General features: G+C 67.2%; 12 protein-coding genes. 5 read left to right on the top strand and 7 right to left on the bottom strand.

Features of this window, described 5'->3' with window-relative positions:
- Nucleotides 1-7 precede the first annotated feature (7 nt).
- Nucleotides 8-874, bottom strand: coding sequence for a LysR family transcriptional regulator (locus tag AC3WLC_RS08730; protein ID WP_493683533.1), 867 nt, complete (start codon nt 872-874; stop codon nt 8-10).
- A gap of 190 nt (nt 875-1,064) precedes the next feature.
- Between AC3WLC_RS08730 and AC3WLC_RS08725 the strand changes: the two genes are divergently transcribed.
- Both AC3WLC_RS08725 and AC3WLC_RS08720 read left to right on the top strand, forming a co-directional pair.
- Entirely contained in the window at nt 1,065-1,961 is an 897-nt protein-coding gene (locus tag AC3WLC_RS08725; RefSeq protein WP_493683532.1) for a DMT family transporter, read from the top strand.
- Nucleotides 1,962-2,064: 103 nt separating this feature from the next.
- Nucleotides 2,065-2,508 carry a hypothetical protein gene (locus AC3WLC_RS08720; RefSeq protein ID WP_493683531.1) on the top strand — a complete coding sequence of 148 codons (444 nt, stop codon included), beginning with the start codon at nt 2,065-2,067 and terminating at the stop codon, nt 2,506-2,508.
- A 59-nt stretch (nt 2,509-2,567) separates the two neighbouring features.
- Here the strand turns inward: AC3WLC_RS08720 and AC3WLC_RS08715 are convergent, their stop codons facing one another.
- On the bottom strand, nt 2,568-3,128 hold the full coding sequence (locus tag AC3WLC_RS08715) for a dihydrofolate reductase family protein (protein WP_493683530.1): 561 nt from the start codon (nt 3,126-3,128) through the stop codon (nt 2,568-2,570).
- A gap of 110 nt (nt 3,129-3,238) precedes the next feature.
- Here AC3WLC_RS08715 and AC3WLC_RS08710 point away from each other — a divergent pair, with 110 nt between their 5' ends.
- Complete coding sequence (locus AC3WLC_RS08710; protein WP_493683529.1) at nt 3,239-3,757, top strand: winged helix-turn-helix transcriptional regulator; 519 nt, start codon at nt 3,239-3,241, stop codon at nt 3,755-3,757.
- Between the two features lie 108 nt (nt 3,758-3,865).
- Here AC3WLC_RS08710 and AC3WLC_RS08705 read toward each other — a convergent pair whose 3' ends face one another.
- The 4 genes from AC3WLC_RS08705 to AC3WLC_RS08690 all read right to left on the bottom strand — a co-directional run bounded on the left by AC3WLC_RS08705 (nt 3,866) and on the right by AC3WLC_RS08690 (nt 10,901).
- Nucleotides 3,866-5,395, bottom strand: a complete 1,530-nt coding sequence (locus AC3WLC_RS08705; RefSeq protein ID WP_493683528.1) for a hypothetical protein — start codon at nt 5,393-5,395, stop codon at nt 3,866-3,868.
- 229 nt (nt 5,396-5,624) lie between these two features.
- A complete protein-coding gene (locus tag AC3WLC_RS08700; protein ID WP_493683527.1) occupies nt 5,625-8,849 on the bottom strand; it encodes an efflux RND transporter permease subunit in 3,225 nt (1,074 codons plus the stop codon).
- A gap of 16 nt (nt 8,850-8,865) precedes the next feature.
- A complete protein-coding gene (locus AC3WLC_RS08695; RefSeq protein WP_493683526.1) occupies nt 8,866-10,050 on the bottom strand; it encodes an efflux RND transporter periplasmic adaptor subunit in 1,185 nt (394 codons plus the stop codon).
- A 14-nt stretch (nt 10,051-10,064) separates the two neighbouring features.
- Entirely contained in the window at nt 10,065-10,901 is an 837-nt protein-coding gene (locus AC3WLC_RS08690; RefSeq protein ID WP_493683525.1) for a TetR/AcrR family transcriptional regulator, read from the bottom strand.
- A 17-nt stretch (nt 10,902-10,918) separates the two neighbouring features.
- On the opposite strand from AC3WLC_RS08690, the gene AC3WLC_RS08685 reads away from it, so the two are divergent.
- Together AC3WLC_RS08685 and AC3WLC_RS08680 are read left to right on the top strand one after the other, a co-directional pair.
- Nucleotides 10,919-11,749: a glutamine amidotransferase gene (locus AC3WLC_RS08685; RefSeq protein WP_493683524.1), complete on the top strand. Its 831-nt coding sequence runs from the start codon at nt 10,919-10,921 to the stop codon at nt 11,747-11,749.
- Nucleotides 11,746-12,987, top strand: a complete 1,242-nt coding sequence (locus AC3WLC_RS08680; RefSeq protein ID WP_493683523.1) for an NAD(P)/FAD-dependent oxidoreductase — start codon at nt 11,746-11,748, stop codon at nt 12,985-12,987. The genes AC3WLC_RS08685 and AC3WLC_RS08680 overlap by 4 nt, the downstream gene beginning before the upstream one ends.
- A gap of 172 nt (nt 12,988-13,159) precedes the next feature.
- Here the strand turns inward: AC3WLC_RS08680 and AC3WLC_RS08675 are convergent, their stop codons facing one another.
- Nucleotides 13,160-13,945 (bottom strand): succinate dehydrogenase iron-sulfur subunit, encoded by a 786-nt coding sequence (locus AC3WLC_RS08675; RefSeq protein ID WP_493683522.1) that lies wholly within the window; start codon nt 13,943-13,945, stop codon nt 13,160-13,162.
- Nucleotide 13,946: the final 1 nt, after the last annotated feature.

The raw sequence follows: 13,946 nt of genomic DNA, 5'->3' as shown, positions 1-13,946 counted from the left end.
GAAGCCGTCAGGCTGCCAGCCGCGGTGCTGCCATCGCCTCGCGCAAGGCTTGCGCAAAGTGGCGCGCCGCCACGCCGGCCTGCGGCGCGATCACCAGCGCGACCGAGAGCTCGAACAGCGCCGGCAGGTTCTCGGACGACTCCAGCCGTCGCAGCGATGCCGGTGCGGCACTCTCCGTGATCGCGGTGACGCACAGGCCCGCCTCCACAGCCGAGAGCAGCCCGGCCATATGCGAGGACGAGAACACCAGCCGGTGCGGCCGCTCGGCCGCCTGCAGCGCATTGAGGATGCGCGGGCGCGCCCGGCAGCCCTCGTTGAACAGGCCCAGCGGCAGGACCTCGCTCAGCTCCGGCCGGTGGCCGCGCGCCGCGACCCAGACCAGCGGCTCGCGCCTGAGGCGCTCGCCCTTCGGCCGACCCGGGTCCTGGGTGATTACCGCAAGGTCGAGCTCGCCGGCTGCCACCGCCGGCTCGATCCGCTTAGAGAGTTCGCAATGCACCTCGATCTCGACGCGCGGATGCTCCTCGGCAAAACGGACGATCAGCGGCCTCAAATAGGCGTCGACATAGTCGTCCGGCAGGCCGATGCGCAGCCGGCCCACCGCCTTGTCGCCGTCGAGCTCCGCCCTGGCTTCGCGCTCGATCGCGAGCAGGCGGCGGGCCTGGGCGATCAGGCGCTCGCCCGCTTCCGTCGGCGTGACGCCGCGGCGCGAGCGCTCCAGCAATTGCCTGCCGAGCGCCGCCTCGAGGTCCTGGACCCGGCCTGAAACCGCCGATTGCGTGCGCCCGAGCTTCTGGCCGGCCGCGGTGAATCCGCCGGTCTCGGCGACGGCGACGAGCATGGCGAGGGCATCGAGATCGAGATGGGTCGACATCGCCACTCCATCGGAAACAGCAATAGATAAATCAGGATAATCCGTTTTTCCGATCGCTGGAAGCGGGCTATGTTCGGGCAACAAGCAGCCCTCATCCCGAGAAGCGATCACAGATCGCGGCTCCCCAGGATGAGGGCTGCGTCGATTTCACGACTCGAAAGCCCATCCGATGTCCGCCCCGAGCCTGTCCTTGCCCGACCGTCCCGCCGCTCCGGCGCTCGGCATGTTCCTCGTGCTGATGACCGGCGCGACCTGCATCGGCTTCTCCGGCATCTTCGTGCGCTTCGCAGATGTCGGCCCGGCCGCCGCCGGCTTCTGGCGCATGGCCTTCGCCCTGCCGGTGCTCGCGGCCTGGGCGGCGCTGGAGGATCGCGGCAATGGCGCCGCACGCGCCAAGCCCGGCGCGATGCTGCCGATCGTGATCGCCGGCATCGCCTTCGGCTTCGACGTCGTGCTGTTCAACGCCGCGCTCGGCCAGACCAGCATCGCCAACGCCTCGCTGCTCGGCAATCTCTCGCCGGTCGGCGTCATCCTCGGCGGCTGGCTGATCTTCGGCGAGAAGCCGACGCGGCGCATCCTCGGCGCGCTCATCCTCGCCGTCGGCGGCGCCGGCATGCTGGTGCTGCCGAAGCTGTCGGCCGGCGCGGCCCCGCCGCTCTCGGGCGCCAGCCTGTTCGGCGACGGCCTCGCCATCACCGCCGCCTTCGCCTACGCGGGCTACATCCTCGCCGTGCGCCGCGCCCGCAATCTCGCCGCCTCCGGCCGGATCGGGCTGATCTCCAGCGCCGTCTGCGCCGTCTTCGCCCTCGCTGCGGCGCTGGCGCTGGGCGAGACCATCCTGCCGCAGAGCCTGACCGGCTGGCTCGCCGTCGCCGCGCTCGGCCTGATCGCCCATGCCATGGGCCAGGGCCTGATCACGCTGGCGCTCGGCCATTACGGGGCCAATGCCGCCTCACTGGTCATGGTCTGGCCGGCGCTGGTCTCTGTGCTCGCCGCCTGGGCGATCTTCGCCGAGCAGCCCTCGCCGGCCCAGGCCTTCGGCGGCGTCGCGATCCTGGCGGCGGTGCTGCTGGTGCGGAAAGGCTGAGCTAGCCCGGACCATTGCGCTGCAAGATAAAAGGCAGCTTGAACGCCGATCAATTCGGCGCAGAATCTCCCCGGTCTCAGCTCGAGGCCGAGGAGATCTGGTCATGATCACCCGGATTGCTGCTTCACTGTTCGCCTGCCTTTTGGTCAGCGCGCCAGCCGGCGCCCAATCACGTCCCGGCGGCAAGCCAGCCGGAACCGTCACCATCAACCAGCTGCAGGTCGCCTTCGTCGGCTCCGGCGCGGTCGGTGGCGGCACGCTCCGCTTCAACAAGCGCAATTACAACCTCACCGTCGGCGGCCTCGGGATCGGCGGCATCGGCGCCTCGCGCCTGACCGCGACCGGGTCGGTCTACCACCTGACCAATGTCGAGGATTTCACCGGCGCCTATGTCCAGGTCCGCGAGGGCTGGGCGCTCGGCGACCAGGGCCGCGGCACGCTCTGGCTGCGCAATGCGAAGGGCGTGGTCATGCGGCTGGCGACCAAGCGCCGGGGCCTGCAGCTCTCTCTCGGAGCCGATGGCGTCCTGATCGGCCTCAAGCAATAGCACCGAGCAGTGGTGCGGAAGGGATAGAAGCCCCCTTCCGCAAGCTTACGCACCACCGTTCAGTTCCCGGCGGCGTAGCGCAGGATCACCGTGCCGTTCTTGAGCGGCCGGCTCTCCAGCAGGTCGAGCTTCCGGCGCTCGCCGCCGGCCTTGAAGAACGGCGTGCCCGCGCCGAGGCGGACCGGCACGAGCGCCAGCATCAGCTCGTCGACCTGCTTCTCCTTGAGCAGCGTGTCGCAGAGTTCCGCGCTGCCAAAAACCAGGACGTCCTTGCCCGGCGCGGCCCGCAGCTTGGCGATCTCGCCGACGATATCGGCGGTGACGCGGGTATTGTTCCAGTCGGAGCTGTCGACGCTGCGCGAGGCCACCAGCTTGGGCAGCGCGTTCATATAGCGCGTGACCTCGCTGTCCTCCTTGGCATCGGCCGAGGCCCAATAGGCCTTCATCCCGTCATGGGTGACGCGGCCGAAGACGAGGCATTGCGCCCGCTTGCCGAACTCCTTGCTGAGCGCATCGAGCTCCTCGCCCCAGGCGTCGTTGTGAAACGACAAGTCCCATTTCTCGGTGCCCTCGAAATAGCCGTCGAGCGTCACGAGGTTCCAGACGATCACCTTGGCCATCGCATCCTCCCTGCAGGCGCTGTACAGCGCCATCAAAACCGCTTGCGTTTTGCAAGCAGTTGGCTTGTAGCGAAACTGATTGTAGAATGCAAGCGGTTTTGGAGACGCGCATGAAAGAGACCGGTCGCTCGGGTTGTCCGATCAACCTGACCCTGGAAATCCTCGGGGATCGCTGGAGCCTGATCGTCCTGCGCGACATCATGTTCGGCAATCGCCGGCATTTCCGCGAATTGCTGGCGAAATCGGATGAAGGCATCGCCTCGAACATCCTTGCCGATCGGCTGAAACGCCTGCTCGAGAACGGTCTGCTCTCGCGCCGCGACGACGCCAGCCACAAGCAGAAGGGCATCTACAGCCTGACCGAGATTGGCATCTCGTTGGTGCCGGTCTTCGCCGCCATGGCCGATTGGGGCCGGCGCTTCCTGCCGGTGACGCCGGAGATGTCGATCCGCGCCGAGATCCTGGCGGATGGCGGCCCCGTCCTTTGGCAGAAATTCATGGAGGAGCTGCGCTTCCTCCATCTCGGCGCACCCCGGCCAGCGCAGTCAGTGCTCGACGACCTCACCGCCGCCTATCGCGACGCGGTGGAGCGCAAGCGCGCGGCCGAGGCCGAACCGGAAGCAGTCTGAGACTTCACCGGCCCACCCGATCTCACACATGCATCGATCAAAATCGCTGCTGAGGCGTTTGGCCGGCAGGAAAACTGAAGCGATCCCGGTGCGGTGCCGCGAAGCTGCCTAGCTGTCGGGCCATTTCAGGAGATCGCCGACCCGGGTCGCGGTGTAGAGTCTCACGCCCCCGACCTCCGTGATCTTCCGCACCGCCAGATCGGGTACGAGGGCATCGTCGAGCTCGATATGCGAGACCACGAAGGCGGTGACGTCTCGTGGCAGCCATGCCAGCTCCGCCGCCACCTCGGCCAAGGTCTCGGACGTCGCGGGATCGGGCAGTTGCGGAAGGGTAGGTGCCCGCTTTGCCCAGAAATTCAGGAAAACCTGCGTCGGCAGCACGTTGCGGCCGGCCAGATGCCGCAGCAGCAGATGCGGGTGTTCGACGAAGACATGCGCTTCGGCTGCGGGGACCGGCTGAAGCACCCTGACCAGTCTTGCAAACCGCCAGGCACGCTCGACCGCGCCCGGGCGCACCTCTTCGACCTGCGGAACAAGCAGCACGATCGCATTCGCAGGGATCTGCTTTGCGATCGCTTCGTAGGCCGCATCGATCTGCTTGAGCGGAGACCAGAGATAGATCAGCAGCCCGGCCTTTAGGGCCACGATCGCAATTAGAAGCGCAGACGCTGCCCTGTCCGGCCCGACAGGTTGCGGCGACGGGCCGCGCAGGTAGATCACTGCGATCGTCACGATCGCCGGGACCAGGCGGCGATCTGCAGCGCCGACGCTCATCAGGTCTTTCGGCATGACGATGAATAGCAGGCCGCCTGCGAGCAGCCCGGCCAGTTCATGTCGGCCGGCATTCAGACCCCGCCGCCAGACCAGCAAGCCGACGACGCCCAGGACGAGTGCCGACAAGCCATATTCGAGCGACAGGTTCGTTGTCTTGCCGACAGAGAAGACGCCTGTGACCTTGGTGATCAGATGCCATTCCGTCGGACCTGACTGACCCGGCTCCATGACGAGCAGAAGCGCGCCCACCATGAGGGCCGACAGCCAGTGAGACCGGAGCAACTCGGCGCTCTCGGCGAAGCGCCGTGCCCGCCAGTCGTCGCAGGCAGCGACCGCGAGCATGCCGAAGCAGAAGCAGACATAGAGCATCACCGGGAAGATGCTGATCAGGCACATCGCGCCCAGGACAAGGGCCTGGCTGACGCCGAAGCCGTCCGAGGGGGTCTTGTGCTGCTCGATCGCCCTGTGGAGCGCGACGAACATCACCCCGAGCCCGAGGATGTAATTGAACAGCCCCCAATAGAGCGGCTCGGAATAGACGGCGAGAAGGATGACGAGAAGGACGGGAAGGTCCGTTCTCTCTCCCCGCGCCTGCCGGCACCAGACGGCGGCGGCAATATAGACGCACACCGCCATGCAGATGAACGCCGTCAGCGCGACCGACGGCGTCACGATCCTGCTCAGCACGCTGGTGACGACATCAATGGCAAGATTCGGATAAAGCCTCTCGCCGGCCTGGAAGAACTGGGCGACCGCGTCGTCGGCCAGCAGCATCTCCCACAAGGTCACCCGGAAAAGATGGTTCGGCCCATCGACGAAGAAGGCACCGCCCGAGACCAGGATGGGCAAGGTCGCCGCCAGCATGACGAGCGCCACATGCCCGAGAGGCGCACCACTTGCGGGCAAGGCAATGGCGCCGCGACCATCCTGGCCCTGGCTGCTCGGCGCTCTCGCTGCGAGGAACTGGTCTTCCATGGCGGAAATGTAAGACGCAGCCCTCCGCCGGTAGCAGCCGTGCAAAATAGGTAGCTCATCGGAGCGCAGCGCGCCCGCTCCGACGCGCTACCTGTCCGACTAAAGCACCACTACCATCTCACTCCGCCGCCAGCCGTGGTGGCGGCAGCTTGCCCGCCATCGCCTTGGCGCTGGCTTCGCCGGGCGTCTCCTCCTCGCGGATCGCATCCCACTGGCTCTCATCCTCGGCCTTGCCGAAGAAGCGGCCGAAGATCCAGCCGGTGAGCCGGCCGAGATCGTCCATCACCACGTAGAAGGACGGCACGAAGACGAGGGAGAGCACCGTCGAGACGATCAGGCCGCCAATCACCGCGATCGCCATCGGCGCGCGGAATTCGCCGCCGTCGCCGACGCCATAGGCCGAGGGCAGCATGCCCGCCGCCATGGCGATGGTGGTCATCACGATCGGCCTGGCGCGCTTGTGGCCGGCTTCCAGCAGTGCCGTCATCCGGTCCTTGCCACGCGCGACCTCCTCGACCGCGAAATCGACCAGCATGATCGCGTTCTTGGTGACAATGCCCATCAGCATGAGCAGGCCGATATAGACCGGCATCGAGACCGGGTTGTTGGTGGCGAGCAGCGCGATCACCACGCCGCCGAAAGACAACGGCAGCGAGAGCAGGATGGTGATCGGCTGGAAGACCGAACCGAACAGCAGGATCAGCACGGCGAGCACCAGCATCAGGCCGGTGGTCATCGCCTGGACGAAGCCCTGCACGACCTCGCCCTGGATCTCGGCGTCGCCGGTCGCGGCGATGCGCACGCCCTCGGGCAGGCCGACTTCCTTGACGATCTCCTGGAACTTGTCCTGCGCCGTGCCGAGCTCGAAGCCGCGCTTCAGGTCGGCGCCGATGGTGGCACGCCTGACGCGGTCATAGCGGTCGATCGAGGACGGACCCTCGCCGAAGCCGATCTCGGCCACCGCCGTGAGCGGGATCGAGACGCCGGCATTGTTGACGACGCGCAGCGCCGCGATGTTGCGGATATCGGCGCGGGCGGCCTCGTCGAGCTGGACGCGGATCGGCACCAGCCGGTCGCCGGCGTTGAACTTGGCGAGGTTCGGGCCGATGTCGCCGATGGTGGCGACGCGCAGCGCTTCCGAGATCGCCTCGGGCGTTACGCCGAGATTGGCGGCCTGCTCGAGCTTCGGCGTGACGCGCAGCTCCGGCCGGGCCAGCGAGCCGGCCGAGGCGACGTTGAGATAGCCGTCAACCTGGCGCATGCGCGCCTCGATCTTCGCCACGGCGTCGTCGAGCGCATCGCCGTCCTTGGACAGGATCGAGAACGCCATCTCGCGCTCGCCGCGCTCGTTGACGTACCAGGCACGGACGTCAGGCACGCCGGCGAGCTTCTCGGCGATGACGACCTTGAGCTCCTTCTGGGGCACGTCGCGCTCGGCCTTCGGAGTCAGCATGATGAAGACCGCGGCGCGGCGCACCTCGCGCTGGCCGGTCGGCGAGGCCCCGCCAAGCACGAAGACGTTCGTCACCTGCGGGATCTCGCGCAGCTTGTCGACGATCTTGTCGGTGGCGACGGTGGTGTCCTCCAGCGTCGCGCCGGGCGGTAGTTCGACCGACGCGACGATGCGAGCGGTATCCTCCTCTGGGAAGAAGCCGGTCGGCAGCAGCGCAGTCGCCTGGATCGAGACGAAGAGGAAGCCGAAGCCGGCGATCAGCGTCAGATAGGCGGTATTGAACGGAATCCTGCGCCAGGTCCGCGAACCGTCGAAGCGCGGCAACACCGGGATGCGGCGGCGCTTCAACGAGGTCTCCAGCAGCCAGGAGTAGCCGCGCATCACGAAGCCGTCCTTGGCATCGTGATGCTTCACCGGGCGCATCAGATAGGCCGCCATCATCGGCGTGATCAGGCGCGCGACGAGCAGCGAGAACAGCACCGCGATCGCGACGGTAAGGCCGAACTGGCGAAAATACTGGCCGGCGATGCCACCCATGAACGAGACCGGCGCGAAGATCGCGACGATGGTCAGCGTGATCGCGATCACCGCGAGACCGATCTCGTCGGCCGCCTCCATCGCGGCGCGATAGGGCGACTTGCCCATCTTCATGTGCCGGACGATGTTCTCGATCTCGACGATGGCGTCGTCGACCAGGATGCCGGTCACCAGGGTGATGCCGAGCAGGCTGACGAGGTTGAGCGAGAAACCGAGCATCTCCATCGCCCAGAAGGTGGGGATGGCCGACAGCGGCAATGCAATAGCGGTGATCAGCGTCGCCCGCCAGTTGCGCAGGAAGACGAAGACGACGGCGACGGCGAGCACCGCGCCCTCCAGCAGCGTCTCCATCGCAGCCTTGTAGTTGCCCTGGGTATAGGCGACGGCGTCATCGATCGGCTTCAGCGCGATCGTCGGATAGCGCTTGTTGAGCTCGTCGATCTTGGCCGCGACCACGTCCTTGACCGAGAGCTCGCTCGAACCTTTCGAACGGAACACCGCGAAGGAGACGACCGGCTGCTTGTTGAGGCGGCCGAAGGCGCGCGGCTCGGAGGCGGCGTCCTCGACCCGGCCGAGCTCCTTCAGGCGGACCTCGCGCCCGCCGGTGAGCTGGATCTTGCTGTCGGCGAGCTCCGCGACGGTCTTGGCGCTGGCGAGCGTGCGGATCGCCTGCTCCTGGCCGCCGACCTCGCCGCGCCCGCCGGCGAGATCGACGTTGGTGGCGCGAATCTGGCGGTTGACCTCGCCGGCGGTGGTGCCGAGCGCGAGCAAGCGGTCAGGATCGAGCGAGATCCTGATCTCGCGATCGACGCCGCCATAGCGCTCGACGCGGCCGACGCCCTTCAGCCCCTGCAATTCGCGCGAGACGACATCGTCGACATGCCAGGAGAGCTGCTCCAGCGTCATGCCGGGCGAGGAGGCGCCATAGGTCAGGATCGACTGGCCCTCGACATCGATGCGCTGGATCACCGGCTCGTCGATGGTGCGGGGCAGATCGGCCCTGATCTTGGCAATCGCGTCCTTGACGTCGTTGACGGCGCGGTCGGTGTTGGTTTCGAGCCTGAACTCGACCAACGTCACCGAGGAGCCGTCGGTCAGCGTCGACATCACATGCTTGACGCCGGTGATGTTGGCGACCGCGTCCTCGACGCGCTTGCTAACCTGGCTCTCGAGCTCGGCCGGGGCGGCGCCCGACTGGGTCACCGTCACCGAGACGAAGGGCACGTCGATGTTCGGGAAGCGCGTCACCGGCAGCTTCGAGAACGAGAGCAGCCCGAGCACGCAGAGCACGACGAAGAGCAGGATGGCCGGTACCGGCTTGCGGATCGACCAGGCGGAGAAATTGACGTTCACGGATGGCTCCGTCGATTCAGTTCGTCACGACCGGCGTGATCGCGTCGCCGTCGCGCACGAAGGTGCCGGCCCGCGCTACCACGCTCTCGCCCTCGGCAAGGCCGGAGACGATCTCGGCGCGCCCGCCGCCGATCAGGCCGAGCGTGACCTTCTTGGTCGTCACCCGCCCGTCCTTGACCGCCTGCACCATGGCGCTGCCGCGCGCATAGGTGATCGCCGAAAGCGGCAGCACGATGCTGGTCTTGCGGCCGGTCTCGATCACGCCGCGGGCAAAGGAGCCGACGGCGACCGGCGGATTGCCCGTCAGCGTGATGCGCAGCCGCCCGAGCCGCGAAGCCTTGTCGACCTCCGGCGAGATCAGCCGGATCGTGCCTTCGAGCGGCTTGTCCGCCCCGGCCGGCGTGACCGCGACCGCCTGCCCGATTTTGAGATTGGGCAATTCGACCTCGGCGACATCGGCTTCGAGCTCGATTGCGCCATCGGCGATGATCTTGAACAGCGGCTCGGCGGCCGCCATCGTCGCCATGGCGCCGAGCTTCGCGTTGCGGCGGCTGACGATGCCAGCCTTCGGCGCCTTGATCTCGGTGCGGGCGAGCTTGACATCGATGTCGCGGCCTTGTGCCTGGGCCAGCGCCAGATCGGCCGTGGTGATCGCAAGCGCCTGCTTCATCGAGTTCAGCCGCGCCTGCCCGCCGCGCGCCGCGGCGGCGCGCTGGTCGAAGGTCTCAAGGCTCGCATTGCCGTTGTCGCGCAGCGCCTTGGTCCGGTCGAAGGCGTTGTTGGCCTGGACGAGATTAGCCTCGGCCTCGACGATCTGCGCCTTGGCCTGATCGACCGCCGCCTCGGCACGCTTGATCTGCGCTTCGTTCTGGGAACGTTGCACCTCCAGCGTGGTGCGCGACAGCCGCGCCAGCACCTGGCCGGCGGCGACGCGATCGCCCTCCTCGGCAAGCAGCTCGGTGATGACGACGCCGTCGATCTCGGGCGCAACCATGATCTCGTCGCGCGCGATCATCGAGCCCGAGACGACGACGCTCTGCACGATCTCGTCGCGCTTGGCGTTCGTGACCGTGATGGCCGGCCCGGCGGAGGGCTGCTGGGCGGTGGCAGCGGAGGCCGGAGCCTGGGCGAAGGCGGCTGCCGGCGCGCAGATGAGCGCGACGAGCGGCAGCAGGATCAGGGTCTTGGACGATACGGGCATGTCAGTCTTCGTCTCTAGGAGGTTGGATCGCCGGCGGATGGCAGCAGCATGGTCTGCGCCAGACCGCGCATCGCGGCGAACAGGGCATCGGCGCCGGCGCCGGCGTCGAAATCGGGATCGACGGCGCGTCGGCAGAAAAAGCCGTCCGCCATCATGAATAGCGCCTGCAGAAAGCGCGCTTGATCGAGATTGCTCGGCAGCTCCCCGCTCGCCACGGCCGCCGCGACCGCCGCACCGAGCCCCTGCTCGACAATCTCGTCGAAACCGGCACAGATTCGTGCCATTTCCGGGGTGCGCGACGCCTCCGCCCAGATCTGCAGGGCGATGATCGCCTTCTCGCGCGGCTTACGCACCATGTGTTGGCGGCCGAGCTCCTCGAGCTGGTCAAGCAAGCCGCCCCTGCCCGGGTCGAGCTGAGCAAAATCGGCCGCGACCTCGGTCCGATCCCGTTCGCTGATGCCACCGATGATCGCATCCTTCGACGAGAAGTAGCGATAGAGATTGCCCGGGCTCATTCCCGCTTCCGCGGCAATGTCGTTCATCGTCGCCGCATGGAAGCCGGCACGCGCGAAGACGCGCTCGGCCGCATCGAGGATGTGGACGTGGCGCTCCGAAAGGCCGCGTTCGGCCGAGAAGGAGGTGAAGACCTGCGACATGCTTCTTTGGAATGATGAGAATGAACGTTCATTCTCATGCCTGAGCCCGGCTCGAAAGTCAATCGCCGTCAGCACTGAGGGTTGCATTGCCAGAGGTCTATTGATGAAAGATTGCACGGAGCATGCATGGCGCTGGCCTCCGTCATGCCAGCCATGGCGCATAATTTGCTTGCCGCAGGGGCCGGCAAACCGCATTTTAGGTGCTGTCCGGCATGGAGAATCCGGTCTCGGGAGCGCAATCGACCATCGCGATGAACGATCTGTCCTATCGCTTCCCGACGCGCCGCCGGCTCCGCACCCGCCTCGATGGCCTGCCGCCGCGCAAACCGGTGCTGATCGTGCTGCATCAGGAGCATTCGACGCCCGGCCGCGTCGGCCGCCTGATCGCCGAGCGCGGGCATGCCCTCGACATCCGCAAGCCGCGCTTCGGCGACCCGCTGCCGCAGACCATGCAGGACCATGCTGGCGCGGTGATCTTCGGTGGGCCGATGAGCGCCAACGACCCCGACGATTTCGTCAAGGCCGAGACCGACTGGATCGGGGTCTGCCTCAAGGAAGAAGCGCCTTTCCTCGGCCTCTGCCTGGGTGCGCAGATGCTGGCCCGCCATCTCGGCGCGACCGTCTACACCCATGCGCAGGGCCGGGCCGAGATCGGCTATTACCCGCTCAGCCTGACTGACGCCGGCCATGCCGACGCCACTGCATCCGGCTGCACCTGGCCGCAAACGGTCTATCAATGGCATCGCGAGGGCTTCGACTGCCCGACCGGCTCCGAATGCCTGGCGACCGGCGGCGACTTTCCGGTCCAAGCGATCCGCACCGGCCGCAAGGCCTATGGCCTGCAGTTCCACCCCGAGGTGACCTTGGCGATGATGTGCCGCTGGTCGGTGCGCGCCCATGAGCGCACGCTGATGCCGGGCGCCCAATTGCGCCATCAGCATCTCGAAGGCTGGTACCAGTACGATCCCTCCGTGCGCGCCTGGCTCGACGGCTTCCTCGACCACTGGCTGAAAGAGCCGGCCGAGCAGGATTCCATCGCGTGACTCGCTCTGTCATCGTCATCGGCGCCGGCATGGTCGGCGTCTCCTGCGCGCTCGCCTTGCAGAAGCGCGGCCTCAAGGTCACACTGATCGACCGGCGCGAGCCCGGCCGCGAGACTTCGTATGGCAATGCCGGCGTGATCAGCCGCTCCTCGATCATGCCGCTCAACAATCCCGGCCTGTGGAAGAACCTGCCGAAATATCTGAGCAATCGGCACGCGGCCGTGCGCTACCGGCTCGGCCATCTCCTCGCCAATCCCGGCTGGATCCTCGGCTTCCTCAACGAGGCCAAGCCGGAGCGGCTCGCTCCGCGGGTCGCAGCGCTCGAAAGCCTGATCACGCCCTCCCTGCCGCTGCACAAGCGCCTGATGACCGAGGCCGGCATCGCCTGGCGCCTGCGCGACACCGGCTTCCTCGAGCTCTGGCGCAGCGAGGCCGGGCGGTCGGCCGCCGAAGCGCGCCGGACCTTCCTCGAGGATCACGGCGTCCGCGTCGAGGTGCTCGACCGCCAGGCCCTCTCGGCGCTGGAGCCGAGCCTCAATCCGATCTTCTCGGCCGCCCTGCACCACAAGGACAGCGCCTCGGTCGACTGGCCGGGCGCCGTGGTCGAGGCCTACGCTGCCCTGTTCGCCGCCCGCGGCGGCACGATCCTGCGCGACGAGGTCACTTCGTTGTCCAAGCGGGGTGAAGGCTGGCGCGTGACCGCCAAGGGCGGGCAGCACGACGCCGATCTCGCGGTCGTCGCGCTCGGCCCATGGAGCGCCGACCTGCTCAAGCCGCTCGGCCTCAAGGTGCCGCTCAATGTCGAGCGCGGCTATCACCGGCATTACAAGCCGGCGCAGGGGCGCTTCCTCAACCGGCCGATCTATGACGTCGAGGCGTCCTACATGCTGGCACCGATGGAGCTCGGCCTGCGCCTGACGAGCGGCGTCGAGCTCGCCCATCGCGACGCCCCCGACGACCACGCCCAGATCGAGCAGGTGCTGCCGCGGGCGCGCGAGGCCTTCCCGCTGGCGGAGCCGGCGGAGGAGACGACCTGGCGCGGCTCGCGCCCGACCTTGCCGGATTCGCTGCCGATGATCGGGCAGGCGCCGCGCAATCCCGGCCTCTGGCTCGCCTTCGGCAATCAGCATATCGGCTTCTCGACCGGCCCGGTGACAGGCGAAATCCTGGCCGCTTTGGTCTGCGGCGAGGCGTCGCCGGCCGATCCGGCGCCATTCAGGCCGGAACGCTATCTTTAAAGCGCGTCATGCTCGGGCTTGACCCGAGCATCTCAGGCCGTAGGAGGCTCTCATAGCGCCTTCTCGTCATGAGATTCTCGGGTCTGCGCTGCGCTCCGCCCGAGAATGACGCCCTGCCGCGGCGCAAGCGCAGCCAGCCGCGTCAGGCGGCCGCGCTCGCGGATTTGCGCCCTCAGACCTGGCGGGCCACCATCATCTTCTTGACTTCCGCGATCGCCTTGGCCGGGTTGAGGCCCTTCGGGCAGGCGTTGGCGCAGTTCATGATGGTGTGGCAGCGATAGAGCCGGAACGGGTCCTCGAGATTGTCGAGGCGCTCGCCGGTGGCTTCGTCGCGGCTGTCGATCAGCCAGCGATAGGCCTGCAGCAGCGCGGCGGGACCAAGATAGCGGTCGCCGTTCCACCAATAGCTTGGGCAGGAGGTCGAGCAGCAGGCGCACAGGATGCACTCATAGAGGCCGTCGAGCTTCTCGCGGTCGTCCTTGGCCTGCTTCCATTCCTTTTCGGGCGCCGGCGTCGTGGTCTTGAGCCAGGGCTCGATCGAGGCATGCTGGGCATAGAAGCGGGTGAGGTCGGGGACGAGGTCCTTGACCACCGGCATGTGCGGCAGCGGGTAGATCGCGACCTTGCCCTTAGCGCCGCATTCGTCGATGCCGGTGGTGCAGGCGAGCCCGTTCTTGCCGTCCATGTTCATGGCGCAGGAGCCGCAGATGCCCTCGCGGCAGGAGCGCCGGAAGGTCAGCGTCGGGTCGACCTTGTTCTTGATCCAGATCAGCGCGTCGAGCACCATCGGCCCGCAATCATCGCGGTCGACATAATAGGTATCGGTGCGCGGATTGGCGGTGTCGTCGGGGTTCCAGCGATAGATCTTGAACTCGGTGACCTTCTTGGCACCGGCCGGCTTCGGCCAGGCCTTGCCCTCGGTCAGGCGGGAGTTCTGCGGGAGAGTGAATTCAGCCATC

It is taken from the genome of Allobosea sp. GW821-FHT03A12, from assembly GCF_058986765.1.
This window is presented reverse-complemented; position numbering and strand designations above follow the sequence as displayed.